This window comes from Shinella sp., assembly GCF_035998705.1.
Classification (GTDB): domain Bacteria; phylum Pseudomonadota; class Alphaproteobacteria; order Rhizobiales; family Rhizobiaceae; genus Shinella.
Map to the genome: position 1 here is coordinate 275886 of NZ_DASYHH010000008.1, position 25267 is coordinate 301152.

The 25267-nt window shown below is 59.9% G+C and carries 29 protein-coding genes and 1 pseudogene; 6 read left to right on the plus strand and 24 right to left on the minus strand.

Annotated elements, in window-relative coordinates; translation table 11 throughout:
• Nucleotides 1-30 precede the first annotated feature (30 nt).
• The 4 genes from VGN93_RS04250 to VGN93_RS04265 all read right to left on the minus strand — a co-directional run bounded on the left by VGN93_RS04250 (nucleotide 31) and on the right by VGN93_RS04265 (nucleotide 3505).
• Complete coding sequence (locus VGN93_RS04250) at nucleotides 31-420, minus strand: response regulator (RefSeq protein WP_327506460.1); 390 nt, start codon at nucleotides 418-420, stop codon at nucleotides 31-33.
• A 177-nt stretch (nucleotides 421-597) separates the two neighbouring features.
• Nucleotides 598-1392 (minus strand): SDR family NAD(P)-dependent oxidoreductase, encoded by a 795-nt coding sequence (locus tag VGN93_RS04255; protein WP_327506461.1) that lies wholly within the window; start codon nucleotides 1390-1392, stop codon nucleotides 598-600.
• Between the two features lie 18 nt (nucleotides 1393-1410).
• Nucleotides 1411-2580 carry a zinc-dependent alcohol dehydrogenase gene (locus VGN93_RS04260; protein WP_327506462.1) on the minus strand — a complete coding sequence of 390 codons (1170 nt, stop codon included), beginning with the start codon at nucleotides 2578-2580 and terminating at the stop codon, nucleotides 1411-1413.
• 49 nt (nucleotides 2581-2629) lie between these two features.
• Complete coding sequence (locus VGN93_RS04265) at nucleotides 2630-3505, minus strand: SDR family oxidoreductase (RefSeq protein WP_327506463.1); 876 nt, start codon at nucleotides 3503-3505, stop codon at nucleotides 2630-2632.
• A gap of 558 nt (nucleotides 3506-4063) precedes the next feature.
• Here VGN93_RS04265 and VGN93_RS04270 point away from each other — a divergent pair.
• Both VGN93_RS04270 and VGN93_RS04275 read left to right on the plus strand, forming a co-directional pair.
• Entirely contained in the window at nucleotides 4064-4960 is an 897-nt protein-coding gene (locus VGN93_RS04270) for a Ku protein (RefSeq protein ID WP_327506464.1), read from the plus strand.
• 11 nt (nucleotides 4961-4971) lie between these two features.
• Nucleotides 4972-5781 carry a Ku protein gene (locus tag VGN93_RS04275; protein ID WP_327506465.1) on the plus strand — a complete coding sequence of 270 codons (810 nt, stop codon included), beginning with the start codon at nucleotides 4972-4974 and terminating at the stop codon, nucleotides 5779-5781.
• 17 nt (nucleotides 5782-5798) lie between these two features.
• On the opposite strand, the gene VGN93_RS04280 is transcribed toward VGN93_RS04275, so the two are convergent.
• From VGN93_RS04280 to VGN93_RS04290, 3 genes are read right to left on the minus strand one after another with little or no spacing between them, the layout of a single operon-like run.
• Complete coding sequence (locus VGN93_RS04280) at nucleotides 5799-6017, minus strand: hypothetical protein (protein ID WP_327506466.1); 219 nt, start codon at nucleotides 6015-6017, stop codon at nucleotides 5799-5801.
• The gene (xth, locus tag VGN93_RS04285; protein ID WP_327506467.1) at nucleotides 6007-6813 is read right to left on the minus strand and encodes an exodeoxyribonuclease III; all 807 of its coding nucleotides are present in this window, start codon (nucleotides 6811-6813) and stop codon (nucleotides 6007-6009) included. The genes VGN93_RS04280 and xth overlap by 11 nt, the downstream gene beginning before the upstream one ends.
• Nucleotides 6810-7052, minus strand: coding sequence for a hypothetical protein (locus tag VGN93_RS04290; RefSeq protein ID WP_327506468.1), 243 nt, complete (start codon nucleotides 7050-7052; stop codon nucleotides 6810-6812). Before VGN93_RS04290 ends, xth begins: the two co-directional genes overlap by 4 nt.
• 192 nt (nucleotides 7053-7244) lie before the next feature.
• Here VGN93_RS04290 and VGN93_RS04295 point away from each other — a divergent pair, with 192 nt between their 5' ends.
• Nucleotides 7245-7580, plus strand: coding sequence for a hypothetical protein (locus VGN93_RS04295; RefSeq protein WP_327506470.1), 336 nt, complete (start codon nucleotides 7245-7247; stop codon nucleotides 7578-7580).
• A 91-nt stretch (nucleotides 7581-7671) separates the two neighbouring features.
• Here the strand turns inward: VGN93_RS04295 and VGN93_RS04300 are convergent, their stop codons facing one another.
• From VGN93_RS04300 to VGN93_RS04365, 14 genes and pseudogenes are all read right to left on the minus strand, one after another.
• On the minus strand, nucleotides 7672-7968 hold the full coding sequence (locus VGN93_RS04300) for a PRC-barrel domain-containing protein (RefSeq protein ID WP_327506471.1): 297 nt from the start codon (nucleotides 7966-7968) through the stop codon (nucleotides 7672-7674).
• Nucleotides 7969-8158: 190 nt separating this feature from the next.
• Nucleotides 8159-9283: a HAMP domain-containing sensor histidine kinase gene (locus VGN93_RS04305; RefSeq protein WP_327506472.1), complete on the minus strand. Its 1125-nt coding sequence runs from the start codon at nucleotides 9281-9283 to the stop codon at nucleotides 8159-8161.
• 7 nt (nucleotides 9284-9290) lie between these two features.
• Nucleotides 9291-10079 (minus strand): alpha/beta hydrolase, encoded by a 789-nt coding sequence (locus VGN93_RS04310; protein WP_327506474.1) that lies wholly within the window; start codon nucleotides 10077-10079, stop codon nucleotides 9291-9293.
• A gap of 200 nt (nucleotides 10080-10279) precedes the next feature.
• Entirely contained in the window at nucleotides 10280-11185 is a 906-nt protein-coding gene (locus VGN93_RS04315; RefSeq protein ID WP_327506475.1) for an NAD(P)/FAD-dependent oxidoreductase, read from the minus strand.
• Between the two features lie 73 nt (nucleotides 11186-11258).
• Nucleotides 11259-11759, minus strand: coding sequence for a ferritin-like domain-containing protein (locus tag VGN93_RS04320; protein ID WP_327506476.1), 501 nt, complete (start codon nucleotides 11757-11759; stop codon nucleotides 11259-11261).
• Between the two features lie 199 nt (nucleotides 11760-11958).
• Entirely contained in the window at nucleotides 11959-12588 is a 630-nt protein-coding gene (locus VGN93_RS04325; protein WP_327506839.1) for a hypothetical protein, read from the minus strand.
• Between the two features lie 65 nt (nucleotides 12589-12653).
• The gene (locus tag VGN93_RS04330) at nucleotides 12654-13298 is read right to left on the minus strand and encodes an SOS response-associated peptidase (protein WP_327506477.1); all 645 of its coding nucleotides are present in this window, start codon (nucleotides 13296-13298) and stop codon (nucleotides 12654-12656) included.
• 574 nt (nucleotides 13299-13872) lie between these two features.
• Entirely contained in the window at nucleotides 13873-17133 is a 3261-nt protein-coding gene (locus tag VGN93_RS04335; RefSeq protein ID WP_327506478.1) for an error-prone DNA polymerase, read from the minus strand.
• Nucleotides 17130-18644: a DNA polymerase Y family protein gene (locus tag VGN93_RS04340; RefSeq protein WP_327506479.1), complete on the minus strand. Its 1515-nt coding sequence runs from the start codon at nucleotides 18642-18644 to the stop codon at nucleotides 17130-17132. Before VGN93_RS04340 ends, VGN93_RS04335 begins: the two co-directional genes overlap by 4 nt.
• On the minus strand, nucleotides 18562-19320 hold the full coding sequence (locus tag VGN93_RS04345) for an ImuA family protein (RefSeq protein ID WP_327506480.1): 759 nt from the start codon (nucleotides 19318-19320) through the stop codon (nucleotides 18562-18564). Before VGN93_RS04345 ends, VGN93_RS04340 begins: the two co-directional genes overlap by 83 nt.
• 711 nt (nucleotides 19321-20031) lie before the next feature.
• Nucleotides 20032-20838 (minus strand): alpha/beta hydrolase, encoded by an 807-nt coding sequence (locus VGN93_RS04350; RefSeq protein ID WP_327506482.1) that lies wholly within the window; start codon nucleotides 20836-20838, stop codon nucleotides 20032-20034.
• Nucleotides 20839-20988: 150 nt separating this feature from the next.
• The gene (locus tag VGN93_RS04355) at nucleotides 20989-21438 is read right to left on the minus strand and encodes a ferritin-like domain-containing protein (protein ID WP_327506483.1); all 450 of its coding nucleotides are present in this window, start codon (nucleotides 21436-21438) and stop codon (nucleotides 20989-20991) included.
• An 88-nt stretch (nucleotides 21439-21526) separates the two neighbouring features.
• Nucleotides 21527-22003, minus strand: coding sequence for a DUF3833 family protein (locus tag VGN93_RS04360; RefSeq protein WP_327506484.1), 477 nt, complete (start codon nucleotides 22001-22003; stop codon nucleotides 21527-21529).
• A 114-nt stretch (nucleotides 22004-22117) separates the two neighbouring features.
• Nucleotides 22118-22470, minus strand: a pseudogene (locus VGN93_RS04365) (ethanolamine utilization protein).
• Nucleotides 22471-22543: 73 nt separating this feature from the next.
• Here VGN93_RS04365 and VGN93_RS04370 point away from each other — a divergent pair.
• The 3 genes from VGN93_RS04370 to VGN93_RS04380 all read left to right on the plus strand — a co-directional run bounded on the left by VGN93_RS04370 (nucleotide 22544) and on the right by VGN93_RS04380 (nucleotide 24008).
• Nucleotides 22544-22870 carry a hypothetical protein gene (locus tag VGN93_RS04370; RefSeq protein ID WP_327506485.1) on the plus strand — a complete coding sequence of 109 codons (327 nt, stop codon included), beginning with the start codon at nucleotides 22544-22546 and terminating at the stop codon, nucleotides 22868-22870.
• Nucleotides 22871-23028: 158 nt separating this feature from the next.
• Nucleotides 23029-23760, plus strand: a complete 732-nt coding sequence (locus tag VGN93_RS04375; protein ID WP_327506486.1) for a hypothetical protein — start codon at nucleotides 23029-23031, stop codon at nucleotides 23758-23760.
• On the plus strand, nucleotides 23748-24008 hold the full coding sequence (locus VGN93_RS04380; RefSeq protein WP_327506487.1) for a hypothetical protein: 261 nt from the start codon (nucleotides 23748-23750) through the stop codon (nucleotides 24006-24008). Before VGN93_RS04375 ends, VGN93_RS04380 begins: the two co-directional genes overlap by 13 nt.
• A 22-nt stretch (nucleotides 24009-24030) precedes the next feature.
• Here the strand turns inward: VGN93_RS04380 and VGN93_RS04385 are convergent, their stop codons facing one another.
• From VGN93_RS04385 to VGN93_RS04395, 3 genes are all read right to left on the minus strand, one after another.
• Entirely contained in the window at nucleotides 24031-24180 is a 150-nt protein-coding gene (locus VGN93_RS04385; protein WP_327506488.1) for a DUF982 domain-containing protein, read from the minus strand.
• 186 nt (nucleotides 24181-24366) lie between these two features.
• Entirely contained in the window at nucleotides 24367-24645 is a 279-nt protein-coding gene (locus VGN93_RS04390) for a hypothetical protein (protein WP_327506489.1), read from the minus strand.
• Nucleotides 24646-24803: 158 nt separating this feature from the next.
• Nucleotides 24804-25220: a hypothetical protein gene (locus tag VGN93_RS04395; RefSeq protein WP_327506490.1), complete on the minus strand. Its 417-nt coding sequence runs from the start codon at nucleotides 25218-25220 to the stop codon at nucleotides 24804-24806.
• Nucleotides 25221-25267: the final 47 nt, after the last annotated feature.

Sequence of the window (25267 nt, forward strand, 5' to 3'; positions counted from 1 at the left end):
TTGAAATCCTTGCTGTTCGTTTTGTTGCCCTCACGCCGTGGGCGGGCAAATTTCCGCGATGGTTTCGCGCACCATCGCGTGGCTGATCGGCTTCCCGATAAAGCGCGCCGTTTCCGGAAGGTCATCAGCGCCTGGAGTGACAGCCCCAGATGCAACGATCACACACATATCGGGCCAGTGCTCGCAAACGTGTCTGGCGAGATCGAGCCCGTCCGTATGGCCTGGCATTTGAATGTCGGTAAAAACCAATTTCAGGGACGGATGTCGCTCGAGCATGGTCATCGCTTCGTCGGCGTTTCGCGCCTCTATGACCTCGAACCCCTCCTCTGCCACCATGTCGGCGGTATCCATGCGAATAAGGGGTTCGTCGTCCACGACGAGGGCAACTGGAGGAGGTGAGTGGTGATGATCGTGTGCCATCGCCCAGAAACAACCTTTCAGACCAATGGTTCCTCGAAAAGAGCGAAGGCCACCGTCGGTCGCTCGAAACTGTCCTGTGTGTCTGCATGATGTCGTGATCCTCACGCCCAGGGCGGGTAGGTCCGAGCTTCAGGTGCAGCCCCACCTGGACCAGCGGTGGACTCACGTACCACCACTTCAGTCGTTCGCCGTTCCCGGCGCAGCCATCTTCGCGTGTTGTTCCGCAAGGATGCCTGATGGCGTGACGTTGGCCATGACTGTCTGGAGTTTGTTTTTCCATCCTGCGACGACATCGCCTTCATCGTTCATCATCGCCTGGAACCCGACCTTGGCGACGTCGGCCGGATCGTCTTTGTCCGACTGGCCGACTTCGGTATCGAGCATGTCGGCGCGTTCGAAGAACCTCGTTTCCGTAGGCCCGGGCATCAGGCAGGTGACAGTCACGCCGGTATCCTTGAGTTCGTGACGTAGTGCGAAGGAGAACGAGTTCAGGAAAGACTTCGTGCCGTTGTAGATGGCCTGATAGGTGCCCGGGATGAACCCGGCGATAGACCCCGTTATCAGAATCCTGCCCGCGCCGCGGGCGCGCATCTCGTTTGCGATAATATGGATAAGGGCAACCGTTCCGGTCACGTTGGTGTCGACGATATGCAATGCTTCGTCGAGGGCCTGGTCGAGAAACCCCTTGCCAAGCCCCCTGCCCGCATTCGCCAGCAGGATATCGACGGGCTGCCCCTTGTCACCGACGAAGTTCGCCAACGCGGCCGCACCTTCCCTGGTCGACAGATCGACTTCCATGGCGTCGACGGTAACGCCCGACGACCGGAGTTGCTGTGCCGCCGTCTCGATCGCGGGCTCGTCGGCCGCTATGATGAGATCATAGCCTTCCGCTGCGGCGATCTTTGCAAGTTCCAGACCAATCCCGGATGACGCCCCGGTGATGACGGCCAATTTCTTGAGTTCGTTGCCCATGTGGGTTTGTCTCCGGTTCTATGGCTTGAGGACAACTTTTACGCAGCCGTCCTTCTTCTCAAGGAAAGTCTTGTAGAGGTCAGGACCGTCTTCTAGTGAGCCCGTATGGGTGATGATGAAGGACGGGTCGATTTCGCCGTTCTGGATGCGCTCCATCAGGATCGGCAGGTAGTGTTGAACGGGTGTCTGGGCCATCTTGAAGGTCAGGCCGCGGTTAATCGCCGACCCCATCGGGATTTTGTCCAGGAAGCCGCCGTAGACCCCGACGATCGAGACCGTGCCGAAGTTGCGGCAGCAGTGGATCGCCTGGCGGAGAACATGTGGGCGGTCCGTGCCCATGAACGTCGCCACCTTGATGCGGTCGATACGCGCATCCCAGCTGGCCGCTGGATCGGACTCCGTCCCGACGGCGTCGATGCAGGCGTCTGCCCCACGGCCGTTAGTCAGTTCCATGATCCGATCGTAGATGTCCTTGTCCATGTAATCGAGCGTGATGGCTCCCGACTTTTCGGCGAGCGCCAGTCGTTCGGGGACGGTATCGATGGCGATGACGCGCTCGGCCCCGAGAATGAATGCCGACTTGATGGCCATCTGGCCGACTGGCCCACAGCCCCAGATGGCGATCGTGTCGCCTGGCTGGATGTTGCAGAACTCGGCGGCCATGTAACCGGTCGGGAAGATATCCGACAGAAACAACACCTGCTCGTCGGTCAGGCCGTCCGGCACCTTGATCGGGCCGACGTCGGCGTATGGTACGCGGAGGAATTCCGCCTGTCCGCCACTATAGCCGCCGAGGAGATGGGTGTAACCGAACAGGCCCGCGGGCGAATTCCCCCACATTTTGGTTACCTTTTCCGGCTTCGGATTGGACCGCTCGCATCCCGAGAAGAAACCGCGCGTGCAGAAGAAACATTCGCCGCAGGCGATGGTGAACGGCACGACGACCCTGTCGCCGACCTGCAGCTTCTTGTTATCCTTGCCGACCTCGACGACTTCCCCCATGGTTTCGTGACCCATGATGTCGCCGCTGTGCATCTCCGGCATGATACCGTTGTAGAGGTGCAGGTCGGAGCCGCAGATCGCACAGGCGGTGACTTTGATTATAGCGTCACGGCCGTCCTCGATCTGGGGATCGGGCACGCTGTCGCAGCGGATGTCGTGCTTTCCATGCCAGGTCAGGGCTTTCATCTGTCGGTCCTCTCAAAGGTTTTTTGTCTAGAAACGGTTTCCACGAGGGTCAGGGATGACCGCCGCCCCCGGCCGCCCCGTAGATTTGCCCGGTCGCAAAGCTTGCGTCATTGTCTGCGAGCTGGACATAGATCGAGGCGAGTTCAGCGGGGTGGCCCGGTCGGCCGAGCGGCGTGTCGCCGCCGAATTCGACGAGTTTTTCCATCGTCTGGCCTCCGCACACCTGCAACGGTGTCCACACGGGGCCCGGCGCGACGCCGTTCACGCGAATGCCCTTTGGCCCCAACTGTTTTGCCATCGACTTGGTGAAGCTCAAATTGGCCGCCTTCGTGATCGCATAGTCGACGAGGTTCTCGGAAGGGTCGTACGCCTGTACCGACGTCGTCTGGATGATCGACGAACCCGGGGGAAGATGTTTGACAGCCGCCTTGGTGAGCCAAAACATCGCATAGATGTTGGTTTTCATCGTCGCGTCGAACGCTTCCGTCGTGAGGTCGGAGATCGAGCCCACTTGTTGCTGTCGGCCAGCATTGTTGACGAGGATGTCGAGTCCACCCAGTGCCTTCACGGCGTCTTCGACGAGCTTCTCGCAAAAGGCTTCGTCGCGCAGGTCGCCCGGAAGAGCGATGCCTTTACGTCCTTCATCCTGGATAAGCGCGATGACCTGCCTCGCGTCGGATTCCTCATCCGGCAGATAGTTGATGGCGACGTCCGCGCCCTCGCGGGCGTAGGCGATGGCAGCGGCACGGCCCATTCCGGAGTCGCCGCCGGTGATTAGAGCCTTTCGGCCCACCAGTCGTCCGGAGCCTTTATAGGACCTTTCGCCGTGGTCCGGTTTTGGCGTCATTTCGCTGGCGAGGCCCGGGAACGGTTGCTTCTGTTCCTCGAATGGCGGCTTGGGGTGCTTGCTTGTCGGGTCTTGCATGGAATGGTCCTCTTTTCGTGTACCGCAAGTTGCGCAACACTTATGCGTTTGGCGGCACGGATGTTGTGCAGGCGCTGACTGATGAGCAGCGTCGTGGCTACGGGCGCGTAGGTTCAAGACAGCTCGAAGCCTGAACTCGCCGCCTGGGCAACTGTTCCGGGTTATGGACAGGAACCCTATGGATCGAGGTGACGCCGGAGGAACCCAAACGCCGCCTCGGCTTCCCTTCGAGATCGGGGCCAACACCGGGAAGGACCCTGACGAGAACGTCAAATCTCCCGGCTTCGAGCTGTCGGCCCGCTGCCAGGGAGGCTGCCGAGGGACTAATGTGATCGGGTCCTCGTGCACGGAGGCACTTCCGTCCGCTTGCCGACCCTTGTTGGGAGGCAGGGGTCGGCGATTACTCGCCTCGAAGAGAGCGCTGAAAAGAGCGAGGTCTGCACTTCAAGAAGAGAGTCTACAGGAGCCGATAAGACGTTGAAAAACGATTCGTTTCAGCGCGGAACGAATCGCCTCCGTAATGATTGATTCGCGAATCAGTCTTGGGAGTAGAGCGTCATGGCACAGCGAGCGCAGTGGAAGGGGTTTATCAAGTTCGGCGAGGTGACTTGTGCGGTCGGCCTCTACACCGCGGCATCGACATCGGACCGGATCACGTTCAACACCATCAACACGGCGACGGGCAATCGCGTCAACCGCGTGTTCGTGGACAGCGATACGCAGGAGGCGGTTCCGAAGGAGGCCCAGACAAAGGGCTTCGAAATCGAGAACGGTCAATACATCCTTATCGATCCCGAAGAAGTCGCCGCCACGATCCCGGAAAGCAATAAGACGCTGGAGGTCGAGGCCTTCATCCCTTGCTCCGATGTCGACGACGTATACTTCGACAAACCGTACTACCTCACACCCGACAGACTTGGTCAGGATGCATTCGCGGCGCTCCGCGACGGCATGCGGAAGTCGAAAGTGGCCGCCATCGCGCGAACGGTGCTGTTTCGCCGTCTCCGAACGGTTCTCATCCGTCCGCACGGCAACGGGCTGATCGCCACGACCCTGCAATATGACTATGAGGTGCGCTCGTCGAAGAAAGCCTTCGAAGAGGTACCGAAACTGAAAATCGAGGGCGAGATGCTCGACCTCGCCAAACACATTATCTCGACGAAAAAAGGGGAATTCGACCCGGCGGCCTTCGACGACCGCTACGAGGATGCCCTCGCCGAGCTCGTGAAAGCCAAGGTCGAAGGCAAGGCGTTGCCGAAGCGCAAGCCCGTCGCGGTATCCAAGCCCAACGACCTCCTGGCGGCACTCCGCGAGAGTGCAGGACTTTCGAAGAAGGGGTCGGAGCCTAAGCGTGCCGCCGCGAACACCAACGCGGGTAAGGACGGCGGCAAGCCCCGGCGCGCGTCCACCGCCAAACCGCGCGTATCGGCCGCGTCACAGCGCAAAGCGAGCTAGGAGACCTGGCAATGGCAAGACCGTACTGGAAGGGCTATCTCAAGCTTTCGCTCGTGACCTGCCCCGTCGCAATGTCCCCCGCAACCTCGGAGGCGGAGAAGGTCCGCTTCCATACGATCAACCAGGAGACAGGCAACCGCGTTGTATCCCAGTATATCGATTCCGTGACCGGAAAGCCCGTGAAGGAAGAAAACGAAGCCAAGGGCTACGCCCGAGGGGAAAACGACTACGTAATCCTCACCGACGACGATCTCGATGCGGTCGCTCTCGATACGGTTCGGACAATCGACATCGAGAAATTCGTGCCGGCCAACAGCATCGAGTGGGTTTACCTTGATACGCCGCACTACCTCGTTCCGAACGACCAGGTCGGAAACGAAGCGTTCGCCGTCATCCGTGACGCGATGAAGGCCGATAAAGTCGTCGGGGTGTCAAAGCTGGTGATCGGCCGTCGCGAGCGTGCCGTGATCCTCGAGCCACGCGACGAGGGCATCGTGCTATGGACACTGCGCTTCGGCGACGAGGTTCGGCCGGAAGAGAACTACTTCGAAGATATCGAGGACGAAGCTGACCCTGACCTCGTCCCCCTCGTGCAAAAACTCATTAAGCAGAAAACCGAGCGGTGGTCGCCGGACATGGTCAGTGACCCCATTCAAGAAAGCCTCCTGAAACTGATCGCCGACAAGAAGAAGGCCCTCAGATCGCCGAAGAAGCCTGCGAAGGCCAAGGGCCAGGCCGCTGCCCCGTCGAACGTGGTCAACATCATGGACGCCCTTCGCAAGTCCGTCGCCAGCGAGATGAAGACCAAGAGAAGCGGTTAGGATTCGTCCCCGGTCGTTCACGGCTCGGCGGAGGGCCAGTCGTTCGAAGGCTCGCCGATCTCATCGGTATGGTCTTCGGCTGGGTCGGGATCGCGCTCGAGGGCCGCGCGCAGTCGGTCGATCTCGCTGAGGATTTCCGCGAAAATTTGGGACTGCGTCGCCCCGGCGATAACCGCGCCGTCTACTGCCTTTTCGATCTCGAGCCGCAAGGCCGTACGCCAGTCGTCATCGTCCATTTGCTTTCCCTCCTCGTTTCGGTTTGGCCGAGAGTTCGATCCACGTCGGCGCATGGTCGCTTGTGTGCTCCCATCCGCGAACATCCTTGTCGACACCTGCTTTCGATAGCCTCGCCGCGACGTCGGGGCTGAGCAGGAAATGGTCGATCCTAAGGCCCGCATTCCTGGCATAGGCGTTCCGGAAGTAGTCCCAGAAAGTGTAGATCGTCTCGTGTGGATGTAGCGTTCGTATGGCGTCGGTCCAGCCTTGCTCGACGAGTTGCCGAAAGGCGTACCGAACTTCGACGCGAAAGAGCGCGTCGTTTAACCAACGCTCGGGTTTGTAGACGTCCAGCTCAGTCGGCATGACGTTGTAGTCACCCGCAAGGATCACGGGGACCTCAAGTTCAAGCAGTTCGGCGGCATAGGCGGTGAGCCTGCGAAACCACGCCAGCTTGTACTCGAATTTCGGCCCGGGGTACGGATTTCCGTTCGGAAGGTATAGGCAGCCGATGACCATTCCATCGACGGCCGCTTCGATGTAGCGACTGTGCGTGTCGTCCGGGTCGCCGGGGAGCCCCTTCCGAGTGAGCAACGGCTTCTTGCCCCGAGCGAGGATTGCCACGCCGTTCCAACTCTTCTGCCCATGCCAGATCGCGCCATATCCGGCCGCCTCGATCTCCCGCGCCGGAAACCGCGTGTCGGGAGCCTTCAATTCCTGAAGGCATACGACATCCGGCTTGGCAAGCTTCAGCCACCTCAGCAGGACCTCGAGGCGGCCGTTGACGCCGTTGACGTTATAGGTTGCTATCTTCACGGTAAGCACTTGCCGTCGGCTTCGTCGCCGACGGGAGTGGCACCTGTCAGGCGCGACTCCTCGTCCAGCGTCGCTAACCTCGCGTTCGCTACGTCGATGATGGACGCCAGGAATTCCGCGCGCCGCCAGCCGATTAGGTGGGCCTCTTCTTCGAGAAACTGAATGGCATAATCGACCGTCTGGTCGAGTTCGACCTCACGTTCAGCGCTTCCGGGTTCCCTGGTAGGAGGGTCGATCATCGGCGGCTTCCGTTTCGGGTCAGATCGCGGCGGACAGGTTGGGTGCTCGCCTGGCGTTTCGTTGCCCACGGAGAGAAATCGGATAAATCCCCGTGTTCACCGTCTCCGTCATGTCCGGTTGACACGCCGCGATCTTGAAAGGAAACCTCCGCCTCGCTCGAAAGTTCCTTCTTGTATGGAGGAGCCGAGCGAATGGACAAGAACGCGTACCCCGACACGCCGGACGGCCGCTACTTCGTCGTCCGAGGCCGCCTGTGGAGAAAAAGTAATCCGTCGTTGCCCGCCGAGACCCGCGATCGCCTAGTAAGCGAATTGATGTCGGCACGGCGAGCCGTCAAAGACGCCTCGGGCGATCCTGACGCAATGCGTGAAGCACGTAGCTGCGTGAACGATGCGAAGACGGCGCTCGGTGAACGTGGGCCAGTCTGGTGGAGCGACGGAGCGCCAGACTGCAACAAGCGTCTCGCGAAAAACACCGGTTACGCCTCGTGGTACGCCACCCTGAAATCAGGCTTAGATCGCAGGTGATCCAGCAGTGGAGCAACCAGATGCGCCGCTGACACGCGCCCAAACGAAAAGCCCGGCTTGAAAGCCGGGCTCCAGGTCTGCGGGCATCGCGTCAGTGATGGTGTTCGGGCATTTCCTTCAGCTGATCCTTGGTCCAGGTCGTCACCGCGTGGACGTCGCCGTCCTCGTCGCGCATGAACTCAAGATCAGTGAGCGGCACGCCCACGGGCTTTGCGCCGATTCCGAGGAAGCCGCCGACGTCGATTACGGCAGTGCTGCTCGGACCAGCACCGTGGACATGATCGAGTTTGCCAACCTTGTGGTCGTCCGCACCGTAAATCGTTGCGCCTTCGAGAACGTCAGGGGTCAGTTCGCCAGCAGTAAGGCGTACGTGGTTCGTATGGTCCATCTCGATTTCCTCCTTTTGAATTGGAGTGTGATGAACCCGAGCCGATCTTCTTTGTTCCGAATTACTGCCATCCCTCGCTCATCGTCACGGCAACGCCGCGACGGCGGCGGGCGAAGGAAGAGACGCTTGGCGGCTTATTTGATCGCGGGACCTCGGCAGTCTGTTAGAGGTGCAAAGAGAATTTTGGGGATCACCCCAGCGCGTTCGGCATCCGGAACTCGAACAAGGTCGTCTCGCCCGAGGTCACAGAAAGCGTCCCGCCATGGGCCTTGGCAATTTCGCTGGCAATATGTAGACCGAGGCCCAAGCCTTGTTCGCTCGCGGTTCTTGAACCTGCGCCACGGAAAAACGGCTGGAACAGCCGCTGTGCGATTTCGGGAGCAATAGGATCACCGCCGTTTTCAACGGTGATCACAAGATCGCCTTTCGCCACGTGGGCCGAAAAGGATATTGGCTTCTCCGGGTCTCCGTGCGCCAGCGCGTTGCCGAGGAGGTTGGAAACAAGCTGGGCTATCCGCGAAGCATCAACATGGGTTGTCTCCGGAAGATCGATCGCAGTCTCTATAACCCTGCCGCTCGAGGATTCCATTTCGGCCACGACCTGTTCGAACTCGAGTTTTAGGCGATCGCCGTACCCCCGGAGGACTGGGATGCCGCCGCCGAGACGACCACGGGTAAAATCGAGGACATCGTTGATCAGCTTGCTCATCCTGGTGACGCTACCCTCGATCAGGCGCACAACCTGCTTTCCCTTGGGAGTAAGAGGTTCGTTGGAGAGGATGCGCATTCCGCTTCCGATCGAGGCCAGCGGATTGCGCAGGTCATGCCCGAGGATCGCGATGAATTCATCTCGCAAAAGTCCCGTCTCCGTCAGTCCCGCATTGAGACGCTCGATCTCCTTGCGGTTTAGCTCACCAGCCTCGTTTGCATCGTGTAATTCGCGCTCGTACTTCCGTCGACTCGTTGCCTGGAATAGCGCGATCCTCGTCTCGGATACCTCTCCGTCGGCGTCCACGCGTTGCGTTGCGTTGGCGAGAACGGTCAGTCGCGTCCGATCCCGCCGAACGAGGTCGAGAGCAACTTCATGGAAGTAGCCCTGCATTCGGAGAAGTGGAGCGAAATGGGTCTCGTAGAAGACGCGCCCAGCCACCGGGAGCAGTTCTAGGAGGCGTTTGCCGAGCAAATCCGTGTCGTCGAGATCAAGCCATGTCCGAAGGGTGGCGTTGACCAGGACGATCCGTCCCCTGTCATTCATCACGATGTAACCGCAGGGGGCGTTGTCGAACAGATCGCGAAATTCGGGAGCGTGATCCATGGGGCGCTTAGACAAATGCGCGGATGGCCGCGACGACCTCTTTCGGAGCCGATAGATTGGGGCAGTGCCCCGTTGCGTTTAGAATGACCATCTCGCTTCCCGGGATGTGATCCCGGACGTACTCGCCGACTTCTTCCGAGGCGATGATATCTTCCCTGCACTGCAGAACAAGTGTTCTAGCGGTGACCCGCGGCAAGTCGGTGCGGTTGTCCGAGGTGAAGGTCACACGCGCGAAGGCTCTTGCTATCGCAGGATCGGTGCGACAGAAACTGTCGGCCAGCTCCTGTGCGAGGTCGGGATTGTCGGGATTTCCCATGATCGCCGGGGCCATGGCCATCGACCAGCCCATATGATTGTCCGCCAGGGATGCGAGCAACTCTTCGATGTCGTCCGCGCTGAAGCCGCCACGGTACCCGCTATCGTCGATATATCTGGGTGACGGCCCTACAAGGACCAACGCCTCGAACATCCCAGGTGCTTTGATGGACGCAAGCGCTCCGATCATGGCGCTCACCGAATGACCTACGAAGATCGCCTGTCTCAACCCAATCGCCTCCCCGATTTCAACGACATCGTCGGCATATCCGTCGAGGCTGCTGTATTTTTCGGAGTCGTAGGCGCTCAGATCGGATTTGCCAGCGCCGACATGATCAAACAGAACGGTCTGAAACCTGTCCTCGAACGCAGACGCAACGAAGCGCCACATATTCTGGTCACAGCCAAAACCATGGGAGAAGACAATCGCGCGCTCCCCTGTGCCGTTTATCGTTACGTTATTGCGGTCAAATACAGACATTCAGGCTCCCGATGGTCGGGATACAGTAACACGTCCTCGCCTGCCCTGTCGGGAAATCGACTCCGAAAGCTAGCTGTCAGTTGGGGAACCGTGAAGACCCGCAACCTCGACTTACAGTCTGGTGGAGGCGCGCGGCGGTAGCCGGAAGGCGTTCGGATCACCCTCAGGCAGGCATCTAGATACGTCAACTTGAGCCCATTTCATGGTCGGATCAAGGGCGTGCTCTCACAGAGATCGTTCCGTATCGAAGTCGCGGCGACGCCAGCCTGTCCCATGGCGTTACTGATCTGGTCGAGGCCGATTACCACGTCCCCGGCAGCGTAAAGCCCGACAACGGTGGTTCGTTGATGCGCGTCAACGGTGACACATCCCTCGTCTGACAATTCCGCACCAACCATTGCCGCGAGGTCCGAGCGCACATCGGAGCCAAGGGCGGGGTATGCCGCGGCGAACGAAAAACGTTGGCCACTTGCCGTTATCTCGATCGCACCTCCGTCGGCAGAAACGAATTCGACAGGTCCCGTCTTCACAGCCACCCCCAACTCTTCCAACCGTGCCGCCTTCTCCGCGGATAACCCATGCTCGGCCACATCCAATACCAAAGTGAGGTTCTTGGTATAGCTGCGAAGAAACACAACTTCTTTGAAAGCCCGCGAGCCGGAGCCTATGACGGCAATCGGTTTATCCGTAATTTCGTACCCGTCACACACGGGACAGTATCGGATGAGACCCGCGGACACGGCCCTGTCGTGAAGCTCGGCCGACATGGCAGGACGTCTGTTCACTACCCCGGTCGCGATTAGTACGGATCGCACATCCAGTGGTTCATGGGACAGCACCCTGAAGCCATTGCTCGTGCGATGAAGTTCCGTCACCTTTTCCGCCCGGATGTCGACACCGTGTTTTAGGGCCTGGGTCCGCATCCTGTTCAAGAGATCGCATCCCTTAATACCGTCGGGAAATCCTGCGTGATTGTGGCTCATCGGAATCGACGCCGCGCGGCTCGTGCCGTCGTCGAAGACGGCGACGGAGAGATGGTATCTCGCCAGATATATTGCAGCGGTCAGGCCCGCGGGTCCGCCGCCGATAACAGCGCAGTCGTGCATCACCCGCTCCAAAGCCTGATTATGAACGCAAAAGAAGGCGGGGCGGCAGGTTTTTGCCGCCCCGCACGCACGATCAAGCAGCCTTGGTCTTGCCCTTGCGATTGACCTTCGCATCAGCGAGCTGGGTAAGGGCCTGGTCCGTTTTTTCTTCCTCGGCGAGGGTCTGCTCGAGAAGCTGCGCCACGTCTTCCTTGCCGAGTTCCAGCGCCCAGTTGCGCAGCGTACCGTAGCGGGCGATTTCGTAGTGTTCGACGGCCTGCGCGGCGGCGAGCAAGCCTGCATCCAGCGCCGGCGAATCTTTGAACTCCTCGAGGATTTCCTGGCCTTCCTCGATAATTCCGTCGATGGCGGGGCAGGTCTTACCGCGTGCCGGCTTTCCGAGAAGTTCGAACACCTGAACGAGGCGCTCGATCTGCCCTTCGGTTTCCTGGAGGTGAAGGTCGAAAGCGGACTTCAGGTCTTGGGACTGCGCGCCTCGGGTCATTTTCTTGAGAGCGGCGATGATCTTGCGCTCGGCGTAGTAAATATCCTTCACGCCGTCGATAAACAGGTCTTCAAGGGTCTTCGTGGCCATTGTCGTCTCCAACGTGAGGTGATTTTCCGGCGGGATGAATAACCCACGGTGCAACTGAACTTCGGAGGCGCGAAATGGTTCCGCGGTGGTCTCGCTCTGGCGTTCGCGATGGGTGCGGTTGCCACTTTTGACCAACACTGGAGAAACTGGGGGAGTCAGGTCTTCGGGACCCTTGACGCAAATGTCGTGTATCCGACGCTCACTGAAGAAACCCGTCCCGAACGAACTCATCCCAGCCAGGAAGTTGAGCAGCCGCTTCGTCCTGTCTGCCCGAAGATGGCTTCGAATTTTTGCCGTTCCTCAGAGACCGGGTCAGTTTTGCCTTGTACGCGGCCCGCCGTCTGTTTTCCGCAGCGGCTACAGCGTCCTCTTCGCGCCATTCGTCGACAAGACCCTGGTCAAGCAGTTCCTCGACCATCCGGGGTTCGAAAACGTGAAACGTTATCTTCCTCGCTCGTCCCCGTAGTTTGACCGTGCGGGTCCCGGCACTCGGCAACCTGCCGTCTTTCAGCCAACGATGCCTTTCTGCCGTCGAAATCGAAAGGATGTCCTCGATTTCGCGAGGTATGACGGGCAGGTTTTCGATCCCATCCAGTTTGGCGGCGATGAGCGACAAGGATTCGTCAAACTGGCGCTCCAGGCCTGCTGGCAGGCTCAGCGTAAGCTCGTAGCCGCCGAGATCGAGGGATTTCCGCAATTCCGACGGGAGGGACGCCCTCAACTCCAGAAGGATTCCCCTCGCGCGTACAGACGAGCCTAGCGTCGCCGCCGGCGGCAGCGTCCACCTCGCGACCAGTTGCACTGTCTCGTTCGTCTCGTGTTTAGGCATCGGACAACAAATGGGGCGGCGTGGTCGCATCGTCAACAATCCTGCAGGCCCCGTGGCTGTCGGACCTAAAGCAGGAGCGGGGTTTCGGTCGACGCCTTCTTCTTCACCCAGAGCTCGCTGGTTTTGTCCATCGCCATCAACTCGAACGGGAATGTTCGTTTCTGCAAGCCGAGGATGTCGTCAAAGCTCCCGCGAAGCCAACGATCGTACTCGTCGCGGTGAAGGATAACCGGCATGCGGTTGTGCACGGGAGCGACAAACTCGTTCGCATCGGTCATTGCGCCCGAGTAGACAGGACCCCATTCGTCACTGACCCGCCAAAGCCCGGCCCACGCGAATATCGGCTCCTCCGGCAACGAGAACCATGTCCTTGTCATCGCCCCTTTGACGCCCTCGGGTTCAGCGAAGCGAGTGACGGGGATCAGGCATCGCCACTGTGGCTTGCGTGCGAGGCCCACCCAGACGCCTTTCGTAAGATCGGCGATGTTGTTGACCGCCTTGGGCTTGGCGTCCGGTTTCATCGTCGCGAACCGCATCGGAAAACCCCACACCATCGACTGCATCTCGCGAACGCCTTCACGCTCGGTCACCACCATCCCCGGCGTTCCCGGATAAACCTCGTCGGGGGCATTGGACTGCGACGGATTTGGAACGCGAAAGTGAGCGGCTACTTCGGCAGCGGATACACGGACGGTGTAGAGATTGCACATGCCATCACCTTCGAATGGGTTTATTGCTCTACAACATAGGGCGACTGGTTCTGCTGGGAATGGCCGTGGTTGGTGCACGTGCCGCCGTTCCGCCGGTGTTCGTACAGCGATCTAAGTGCTTCTTGCGTATGATCGGTGGTTCAGACGATCTTTCGGGGCCGAGAGCCAGCCGGGAGGAAAGGGTTGGTCACGCGCTCTAATCGTCTCCTCTACGCGATTGCATTTCAACCTTCCTAGTCGTGTGTTGATCAGCGTCAACGACTTTGCGCCGGTCATTTTATGACCTCAAGATAGTGTCTAGCCAATGTTTGGAGCAAAGCCGTGTGTCACAATATCAGTCCATCGCTAATCTCGGACATGTTGGGAGCGATGGTTGATCAATGGGCTTTCGGTAACCGTCGGGTACTACCAGCGCAGCATAAAAAGTGCGCGCCAGTGGTTCGCGAGTTCGGTTCGAAGGAAGACAATACGACACTCGAGGAGCTGGAGCGCTCGATGCGGCAAGCATGTTTGTTGTGATCATCCAAGCTTTGGACCCGAAATTTCATCGGATACTATGTCAGACTGATCGAGTTCAGTGAAAATTCCGGGACTTCACCTTGAGCGTATCGATGTGGAGATCGGGGACATATATGTCCCTGGCCTGCACGGCGGATTTCGGAGTGTCGCGCGGGTCGGGGCCACCGCCGTTCTTTACCTGGTCGCCACGACCATGCGGCAGGGGGAAGTCCCCATCTCGTTCGCCGAGGCTCGATAGATCAGAAGAAAAATCGAACAAACGCTGGGCGACCAGATGCACGACCTCTCCCTCTCGCTGAATCTTCCCGTGGATGCCCATCATCGACGCCGTCATCAGTACCCGTCGTTGGCGCTCGAATAGTGACGGCCAAACGACGGCGTTGACGATCCCGGTCTCGTCCTCAAGCGTCAGGAACATGACGCCCTTGGCCGATCCCGGCCGTTGCCTCACGAGAACCAGCCCAGCCGTCCAGAGCCATCGACCATCCCGCTCGCCCATTGCCTCCGCGCACGTGACGATACGCTTGGCCTTGAGATCGTTGCGCAGAAAGGACATCGGATGCGCGCGAAGGGTGAGCCCTGTATGGGAGTAGTCCTCAACGACCTCCCTGCCCTCCGTCATCGATTTCAGCGTGACCTCGGGTTCTTGCGTTTCCGACACTGTCCGCGCCTCGCGTTCGGCGGCCGCCGCCCAGAGTTCGAGCGGCTCATCGCGCAGGGCCTTGATGTCCCACAGTGCTTGACGGCGTTCGAGTTTCAACGACGGGAGGAAGGCGTCCGCCTCTGCGAGTTTCACCAAGGCCGCCGTCGGCACGCCTGAACGCCTCCACATGTCATCCGCGCTCTCAAATGGATGGACGGCGCGCGCCAGAACTATCCGCGCGGCATCGTTCTGCGAAAGCCTTTTGACGACCCGCATGCCGAGGCGAACGGCAAACCGGTCGCTCTCCCCGATCCGCTCCATCGTGCAGTCCCACCGGGAAGCGTTTACGCAGACGGGTCGGACTTCGACACCGTGTTGTCGGGCGTCGGTGACGATCTGCGCGACCGAGTAGAAACCCATCGGCTGGCTGTTGATCAACGCCGCGCAGAAGACGTCGGGATGCCAGCATTTCACCCAGGACGAGGCGTATGCGATTAAGGCAAAGCTCGCGGCGTGGCTCTCGGGAAAACCGTAGCTGCCGAAGCCTTCAAGCTGGCTGAAGGTCCGTTCGGCGAACTCGGCCGTGTAGCCGTTCTTTACCATCCCGCTCACCAGTTTGTCCTTGAACTTCGAGACGCCACCCGTAAATTTAAACGTTGCCATCGCGCGCCTAAGCTGGTCCGCCTCGCCCGCAGAGAACCCCGCGCAGACCATCGCCACCTTCATGGCCGATTCCTGAAAAAGCGGGACGCCCAGCGTTTTTCCGAGAACCGCCTCGAGTTCCGGCGTGGGGTATTCGACCTTCTCCTTGCCCTCGCGCCTTCGCAAATATGGATGGACCATATCGCCTTGAATCGGCCCAGGCCTCACAATCGCGACCTGCACCACGAGGTCATAAAACGTCCTCGGTTTGAGCCGGGGCAGCATAGCCATCTGCGCCCTCGACTCGATCTGGAACGTACCGAGCGTGTCGGCCTTCCGTATCATCGCATAGGTGCGCTGGTCTTCCTGCTCGATGTCGGCCAGCACCATCGAAACACCCTTGTACTCAGCGAGCAGTTCGAACGAGCGCGCCATGCACGAAAGCATACCGAGCGCCAGGACATCGACCTTCATGAATTTAAGGGCTTCGATGTCGTCTTTGTCCCATTCGACGACCTGACGGTCATCCATGGCGGCCGGCTCGATCGGAACCAGGTCGTCGAGGCGATCCTGCGTGAGTACGAAACCGCCGGGATGCTGGCCGAGGTGCCGCGGCGCGCCCATGAGCTGGCCCGCGAGATCAAGGGCGAGCTGGAGACGGTAGTCCGACGCATTCATGTTGTTTTCGCGGAGCTGCTTCTCGCCGACACCGTCTTTCGACCATCCCCAAATGCCCGACGACAGTTGTCCGATGAGGTCTTCCGGAAGTCCGAGGGCTTTGCCGACATCGCGCAGTGCGCCCTTCGCCCGATACCGGGTGACGGTTGAGCATAGCGCAGACCTCGAGCGTCCGTATGTCTCGTAAATCCACTGGATGACCTCCTCGCGGCGGGAGTGTTCGAAGTCCACGTCGATATCAGGCGGCTCGTTGCGCTCCATGCTAACGAATCGTTCAAACAGAAGATCGCCCGTCTCGGGATTGATGGAGGTGATGCCGAGGCAATAGCACACGGCGGAGTTGGCAGCGCTGCCCCTGCCCTGACAGAGGATATCCTTCGACCTCGCGAAACGGACGATGCTGTAGACGGTCAGGAAATATGGCGCGTACTTCATGACCCTGATCAGCTCGAGCTCGTGAAGAATGGCTTTGCGGACCTTGTCGGGAATTCCCTCGGGGTAGCGGTCGGCCGCACCTTCCCAGGTGAATTTCGTCAGTGATTGCTGCGCATCGAGACCCGGCACGATTGCCTCCTCGGGATACTGGTACTGGAGCTCCGACATGTCGAATTTGCAGCGATCGACGATCTCGCGTGTCCGCGCCAGCGCTTCCGGGTACTCGGAGAACAGGCGATGCATCTCCTCTGGGGCCTTTATGAAGCGGTCGGCATGGCGTTCGCGGTCGTAGCCGACGTCGTCGACCGTGGTCCGGTTCCGGATGCACGTGACGATGTCCTGGAGTTGGCGACGGCCGGGGCCGTGAAACAGGACGTCGTTGGTAACGACCGTCTTGACCTTGTGCCGGATGGCCATGTTCGAGAGGTTGTGCAGGCGCAGTCGGTCGTTCGGTCGGCGGCGAAGACAGAGGCTCACGTACGCCCGATCACCGAATACGGCGGCGACTTTGCGTAACTGTCCCGCGCAGACATCGTCGGCTTCGTCTGGGACAAGGACGGCGATCAGGCCCTCGCTGTAGGCTTCGGCATCCGCGAGATCGAGGATACACTTGCCCTTGCCGCCCCTGCTCTTGCCGAGGGACAGCAAGCGGGTCAGCCGGGAGTATGCCTGCCGATCGGTCGGGTAGACCAGTATTGACATGCCGTCGGAGAGATCGAGGCGGCAACCGACGACAAGACGGACGTTTGTCGTTTTGGCGGCCTCCCAAGCTCGCACGATGCCCGCGAGACTATTGCGGTCCACCACGCCGACTGCCTCGATGCCAAGTTCGGCGGCCTTCGCGAAGAGCTCCTCGGCACTCGACGCGCCGCGCAGGAACGAGAAATGGGTAGTGACCTGAAGCTCGGCATACCTCATCCGAACACCCCGTGGATGAACCACAGGTGCGACCCTGTCTCGAGATCGACGCCATCGCCAGCGCGATACACCCAGTACCGCTCGCCCTGCTCGTCTTCGACAACGAAGTAGTCGCGAACCGCCTGCATCTCGCGCGGCCGCTGCCACCATTCTCCGAATATCCGCTCGGGTCCGTCCGCCCGCTTCACGCGACGACGCTTGCCACGCCAGGTGAAGACGGCAGGCGGCTGGTCCGGCAAGAGTGCTGTGACCTCGATGCGTTCTGGGTGGGCGAACAGGCGCGAGGGCCTCGGCCATTTCACCGCCCAGTCGGCCCCGGTCTCGGGAGCCGTCGGCGCGATCCGCATGACCGAGCGCTCAGGCACGTCGGACGCGACAGGCGACAGGCGATAGAGGCGCTGTCCCCGGTTTACGAGAACGTCGATGACGGGCGTGATGTCGACAACGTCTTCCTCGATCAACGACGACGCGACCTGTCGCTCTTCGAGAGGCTCCGTCATTACGGCGACGAGGTCTAGGCGTTCGATGCCGAACCCGGGATCGATTTTCTCGATGCGGTCGCAAAGGAGTTTCGATAATCGGGATGGATCGCGCACGGGCTTGGCCAAGCCGGCCCTCAAGCATTGGCGCGTGTTGTCGACGCGATGGATGACAAGGTCAGATCGGCGGACGCCGAGGCCGAGGTGTTCCAGTTCCGTCGTAAGCCTGCCGACCAGACGTCGGACATACTTCCCGATGGTTTCCGCAGCACCGATCGGCTCTTGGAAATTCTTGGATACGACCACGAGTTCAGGCGTTCGCAGCGGCTCGATCGGTTCCGCCACCCGGCCGAACAACTGGTCCAGCCTCCTCCCCGGCTCGGGACCGAACCGCAGTGTCACAGGAGCGCGTGGCATGGCCGACAATTCACCGACCGTCTCGACGCCAAGGATACGTAGCCCCTGAATGGTGTCCGGCGGCAACCGAAGGCAATGGATCGGCAGGCCGACGACAGCTTTCGCCACCCCGCCAATGGGAACGACGGTGGTCTCTGGGGTCATCAGACGTGCGATCGCATGTGCGGCACCCCAGGTGTCGGCCACGGCGGCCCTCGCCGTCAGGCCGCGCCCGCGAAGCATGTTCACGAGTCCGGTGATCATCATCTCCTCGCCGCCTCGAAGATGGTCCGCGCCCTCGGTGTCCATCGCGATGCCGTCGGTACCATCCACGGCGACGACAGGGCTGTATTGGCGGAGAGCCCACAGAGCCAGGCGCTCGAGAGCGGCGGCATCCGCAACGGGGTCGGCTTCGATCATATTCAGGCCAGCGATGACGGCTTGGGCTTTGCTGGCGGACATACCGATACGCAAGCCGACTTTCCGCGCCGCCGTGTCGGCGGCGGAAACCCACCGTTTTGCTCCCGACCGCGATATGACGACGAGCGGTTGATTAGCTGGCACGGCTCCCTCGCCATGCCGACGTATCCTGTCTGTCGGCAGATAGGGGAAGTAGACAGATACGACCCTTGGCATCGGGGGCTCCTATTTCGAACTCGGCACACTCGCCCGCCTTCACACGCATCAATTCCGCCAGCCACCGCGCCCTCCCCACGCCCGCGACTGGCAGCGGCTCAGACGGCAGGACGCTCACGCGCCACCTTGTCGTCGAAGCCGTGGGATTTCCGTAATCGGAAGCCTCGTTCTGTCTTCGCCACCTTCTGACGACCAGGCCCAACGTCCCGGACTTCTCCGCGGCGAGGTGAAGGCGACGGGACGCTGTCATCGGCAACCTCACCAATTCCCCGACGACGGCCGCGAAACCTCCGAACGACAGCCCTTCTTCCATTGACGCCAGGACATCCTCGTCCTTCTCGCCCTCGCAATAGACAACGCGATCGGGATGCAAACCCGCCTGCGAGACCGAAGGCGCGAACAGGTCGGGCCGTGTCAGGCACCAGAGGACTTTCCCCTTGGACCTCGCGGCTATCCCCGCGGCGAACAGGGCGGCGGCCGCACCGTCAACCGTGCCGGAACCGCCACCCGCAACCTCATGCAATGCACCGAAAGCCAGCCCACCGCCAGGAAGGTGATCATCGATTTCCGGCACGCCGAACGGGAGCGTGACCGCCTTGCGCGCCGAGCCGCCTTCAAGATGGGCGATACGCTCGCGAAGATCGTCTATGAGCCTAGAAGTCCGGGCGTGCGACATCGATCACGGACCTCCTTCGGTTCGCGTTGAACGCGGGCTTCATGCCCAAGAATGTTGATGTTCTTCTTCTGTTCCTATAGGAGAACCGAGTCAAGTCGGCTCGAAACAATCGTTTTTGGGCTGGAGATTATCTCGCAGGCGGAATTCATAGCTGAATCAGGACTCTAACGACAACGCGTAAGTAACCGGCGCGATTGAATTTTTTTTGGGGCGGCGCGAGCGCTTGCGAGTAGAAAGGACTAGGCCCAGTATGCGAGCCTGCTTCATAGGGGAATACGATGGCGTCACGTTCGAGCGTTGGCGATACCGGGTCGGCGGGAAGCGTGTTGACCGAGATCGGGCAGAAGGCGCGTCCGAAGATCAGGGTGAAGCCAGGAGATCGCCACACTCCACTTCGGCGTCCATCCACAGCGGCGCGCTCTACCAAAGCGAAGTAAGCGCCTCAGCCCGCGTTTACGGCTGACACCCGATGTCTGAGGTTCCCACATTGCGCACTCTGAAAGGCGAGTTCATCGCCGTCGAGTGCAAGTCCTGCCGTCTTTACGGGCGTATGGAACGGAAAGCGCTCGTCGCCAAGTTCAAAGCGAGCGTCACGCTCCCGAAGCTGAGGCGTTCCGTCGTCGGCCGATGTGAGCGGATGTGCGAGGGCGGCGTGGATCGATGCGATGCTCGACTGTCCGCTTGCGTACCGAAGGATCGCGCCGCACCCCGCTAACCGTCAAGCCGCCCCTTGAGGTAGGAAACGGCGTGCCTCGCCTGCTCTGACGAGATTGTGTGACCGACGTTCGGGAAGATTTTTAGCGTGACATCATAACCAGCGGATTTCAGCTGTCCACTTGCCGCCACGGATGCCGTAGACGGTATCGTCCCGTCGGCTCCCCCATGTATCAATAAGATTGAGGTGTCAGATGACGATGATGTCGGGGGTAACGGCATGAGGCCAGCGAAGCTTACAAGTGCGCCGACTTTCCACCGTCCCGAGGCGACGGCGTCGAGTGCCATGATCGCGCCCTGCGAAACGCCGACAAATGCGACGTCCTGCAAGTCGTTCTGAAACCCTTCACGCTGGATGATGTCGCTGACCACCTCGTCGAAAGCACGACGCGCGGCCTTGATGCGATCCGGGCGAAGGACCTGGTCGTCGACAGTGAACCATTGTCGTCCGCCGGATCGATGGGCGAACGGAGCGTCGGGAGACACGAATTCCGTCTCCCGTAACGTTGCTTTCCATGACTCTCCGATCGCAGCCATGACGGAGCCGCGTCCCCGTATGCCGTGGAAGAATATCACCAGACGGCGGGCTTGCCGGGTCTCCGACGCGCCGATCACGTCAGCATCACTTCCCTGAACACGGCGGCCGGCGACAACATCCGCGCGTTCCGATGCCGCGGCCTTCATGGGAGGGACCAACGATGTCATAGCCATCACAAGTGCGATGGCGGATTTTAGAAAATTGCCTGAGTTTGACGTCAACTTGATATCCCTGAAAGAGGCCGCAACTGGCGGCAGGTCTGTCATTCGGCTGGACACGCGAAGGGCGCTCGACCCTATCAAGGGGAGCGCCCTTCAAACCCGGACAGCCACGAACGCGCGACGGCATCGTCACAGCAGGCAGCTATCAGGCGGGGTGTAAAACCTAGATGAGAGCTCGACTGCTAGATTTCAAGATCACAGCGCTTTCGCCGTCGTCTCGAACCACTGCCGATGGCGCAGCTCGTCATGCAATGCCTTCAGGAAGAAGGCTTTCGACTGCGGGATGGCATCCTCGTGCCGCGAAGCCCGCTCGTAGGCCGTGACCGTGTCGTCCTCGTTGGTCTTCATCGCTTTCAGGATCGCCGAGTCCCCAAACAGGTCCGCCAGCGCGATCTTGCCCGTGGTCAGCATCTGCTTCATGTCGCCCTCGGTCGGCGCGTCCGTGCCGATTTCGCGCGCCATTTCGTTGAGAACCTGAAGATGCTGGAGATGGTCGTCACGGAAAGCCGCTACTTGGGCGCTGAGCTGCTTGTCGTCGAGACGCTCGATGACGGACTCGTACGCGGCGATGGCGTCGTGTTCAAGATAGATGAGGTTCGTGACAAGCTTATCGATGGCGTCTTCAGTGCCGACCATGGTGACCATTGTGTTCTCCTCGTTTAGATGACGGGTCAAGAACCGTGTCGCCACCGATATGTTCCAGTGCAGATCGGGTTCCAGCCGATGGATGCGGTTAAATCCTTTCGTAGAACGCCTGGATTGTGGCGAACTCGATGCCGAGCTTCGTCAACGACGCGTGAACGGTCATATGGTTTTCGTCATGCAGGAAAAACCAGTCGTTGAAGCCGAATTTCGTCTTCGAACCGTCCGCCGCGGGAACCTCCCGCTGATACTTCCACTGAAAGGCGTTGCCGCTCTGCCTACCGTCGGCAGTGCCATCGATTAGGGTCTCGCGTCCCTCGTACCGTCCCTCTCCGCGATTGATGATAGTCCATGTCAGGATGTCGCGATGGCCATCCTCGAAGGCGTACGTCTCCTTCAGAGACAGCGTGTTCGCAGAAGCGTCGTAACGGCCTCCTGCCTCGATCGAGAAGCGGTTCTGAAGGTTTCCCATGCGGCTGAGGGTAATGCCCCAGCCTCTGAGCGAACCTGAAAAGAAGTTCTCGAGTACGAAAAGCGGGCGTTGGTTGGCGAAGTCGTCGATGTTCACGGGAATGCCTCCACGATTGGTCCGGATAACAAACCCGCGTCCTCCTGCGAGGTTCCGTGTTGGCATTCCTCACCGCACAAGCGACGCGCGGCCGAAATATGCAGCCTCGGCGCGTCAGCCATCCCGTACTTCCGCCCAGTGAGGATAGGTCACGAATGCGGTAAGAGCGCCATCGCCTTCGGTGGTGATCGTAACCGCCTGCCCCTTCGGCATGTAGACGATGTGACCCGGACCAGCCGTGATCGTACCGTCGGACGTGGAGACAGAATTCGACCTTCGAGGACGATCATCGTGTCGTCTACCTCCATCGTCTCCGTCAGCGACTGATCGGGCGCATAGCGTCCGTATCCGATGGTGACCGGGCCGCCATTTCTTTCGTCCACGAGGTTGCCGACATAGATTTCCGCATCCTGCCCGGGCGACTTGACCATCTTCGCGTCCGAGACACTGAACTTTTGGACCTTCATCTGACTGCTCCTATGTTGTCTCCAACACATAGTGCGCAAGCGAAACCCGCCAACCACTGCCGACGGAGAAGACATGACAGAGAGCACGTGCTCGATCCCGACACCCGAACAGCGCAAGTATCTCGAAATCAGGGAGGCGGCCGAGCGCGCGATGCTGGACAAGGTCTTCAAGGCGATCGATGACGCGGCCGCGGATGTGGCGGAACGTTTCGCGAAAGCGGGCCTCGAGTTCGAGCCGACCAGTCGCGATTACTTTACGTTCGCTACCCAACAGGTGCTATTCATGCGTCTCTGCGGCGGTGATCCGGATACGTTAAAGGGTGGTGATCCGGAAATCGGACAGCGTATCGTAAACAACGGGCAGCACATCATCGACGCCCATTGGCGCGAGAAGACGTAGAGAAACGAGGTGGCTTTCATCCCATAGGCTCGGCCCGCCCATGCTCACGAAGCGTGAGTTTTCCGACTTTTGCCGCCTTTGTTAATCGGGACCCGTGAGTTCTCAACCCAGAAGCGTGTGCTTCGTTCGGCGCATGAAGACGCCAGATAGCATTCGGCTTGGGCGGCATTCGTGACCAGCATACTGACGAACACATCAGCCATGGCGGCGCTTCAAACCTGAGGGGTATCGGCAACGATCTCGGGCGCGAGCAATCGAAGATTTCGACAGGGTTGCGCGTGGCAAGCGCATCCGACAACGCTGCCTACTGGTCGATATCGACGACGATGCGCTCGGAGACCATGGCGATGTCCGCGGTCACGGATGCGATAGGATTTGCATCCGGCATCGTAGATACGGCCTACGCCGCGATGGAAACGGTCCACAAGAATTTCGTGGAGATCAGGAATCGCGCGATTGTCGCCAGCGACATGCCGCAGCCGGTAGCCACCTGCGTTCTCGCGCCTGATGGTCGTCTGTTTTGCGAAATTGACCTCCAGGCCTTCGACTGCCAACGACGACAGCTCGGCTGCCTTTTTGGCCAACTCGAGAAGAAGGGTCAGGTCTTCCCGTTTTGGATAGGCGTACGGTTTCTTCGTGAACAGCAAGTGGGCGAGCCTGCGGTTCCGGAGCGCTTTGACATGGGATGCGATTGTGAACATACAATTGCCCTCGTTTGCGTTGGTCATCACGCCCGAGTCCACGGGCCACCATTCATCGCGCACCCGCCAAAGGTCTCCCAGGCGAATATCGGATCGTCGCTGCGCGAGAACCAACTGAGCACTGGAACAAAGCTCATCGGCCACGGTTTTCCCGACCACAAACGGGAGGACCGGCGATGGAAGAGATAGGCTCGGCTGTGCCGAAAGGTGTCGTGGATGTTCAGAAGGGATTTGTCGGCATCCAGTTTCAGAAAATGAATCCACATAGGGAGCTTGCCCGCCTCAGGAAGCAGGTCCGTCAGATACGAACCCGCGCCGAGAATATGGGCCTGCTCTCTCAAGATGGGCGACAGCGGACGAACAAAATTGCTGCGCTGGCGGTGATCGCCGGGATCACTGGATTTGCGGTAGCGGTGTGGCGATCTCGGAGCTTTTAAACGGCGTCCCGTTCGCGTTTTACTACAGGCGGAGTATCCCGGCTTCGGCGGCAGCAACTTTGAAAGCTTCGACGGCCAGGGAAGCATCGATGCGCCCGTCGATAGCGCCGATGCATTCCTTGCGGGCGACCGCAAAAGCCTTACCGCGAGGGTCCGGCCAGTTGGTCTCCACGACTCGGCAGCAGATAGTTTAAGGGAACGGACGGCCCTAGCCCCGGGGGAGCTGCTGTTTTCAAAAACGGTGCCTTAGTGGCTCCCATGTGTCAAGCGCGGCGTTTTCGCCGGCGGAAGGCAATGTGAAGCCCGGATACGAAGAAGTCCCACGAGAGGGGGGCTAATGCAAAGCTTGCAGACTTACCTACTCCAATGCCACGGTCACATCGACCATGTTCTGACCCCTAAGGCTACTCAGGTACGCTACCAGATCGTTGCACGAAACGATGTTTTCTCTGCCAAACACGCCCATCGTACCTACATCCAAGGTGCGAAGATCGATATCATCTTCCTGGTCAATGACGTCGAAGATGACAGGGACATCCAGTTCAGCCGCTGCGTGAGGGCGATGCGATCCCTCGAAGGCGACATAGAAGTCCCCTGCGTCGGCGACCCGTACTGTGGGCGAGACAAGCGTCTGCATCTCGGCCTTCACGTTCTCAAGATGTTCGGCCTCCGGCCTGTTGATCAGTCTCACTGACACGTGCGGCAACCGATATTCTTCCCTTTCTTGCTCGCCTTGCTCGCCCGGTTCCAGTGGGCGGTGGCCGCGACGTAGATGTCATCGTTGTCCTCGTCGCCTCAGGCTGCTGGCTCAGTTGCAGCCGGGACGGCGAGAAATGAACTTGTTCCATCTTCGCCGAGGAATTCCCCGCTGTCTGCGTCGTACCATTTGATGCGACTTTCCGTGATCGCTTCCACAAGTTCGCCATCGTCCAGGTCAGCTGCGACCCGCAGCATCTCGGCGACGGCACTGCGGACAATGACTCTCTCATCGTCGTCGACGCCGATCCGCTCGGCGACGTTCACGCGCACCTCTTCACCAATATAGTCCACGAAGAGGTCGATATCGGCGCACAGGTAGTCCTGGGTGTACTCACGGCTGCCGCAGTAAACATCGACCGCGAGGAGACGGACGGTCTCGTTGTATGGAATATGTTTCATTTCGATATCCTTCCTGTGTTCGCTCGGTTCCAGCGGGCGGTGGCTTTGGATCATCCGCTGCTCTCATTTCTAAAGTGCTCTGTCCCCGCGCCGGGGACAAT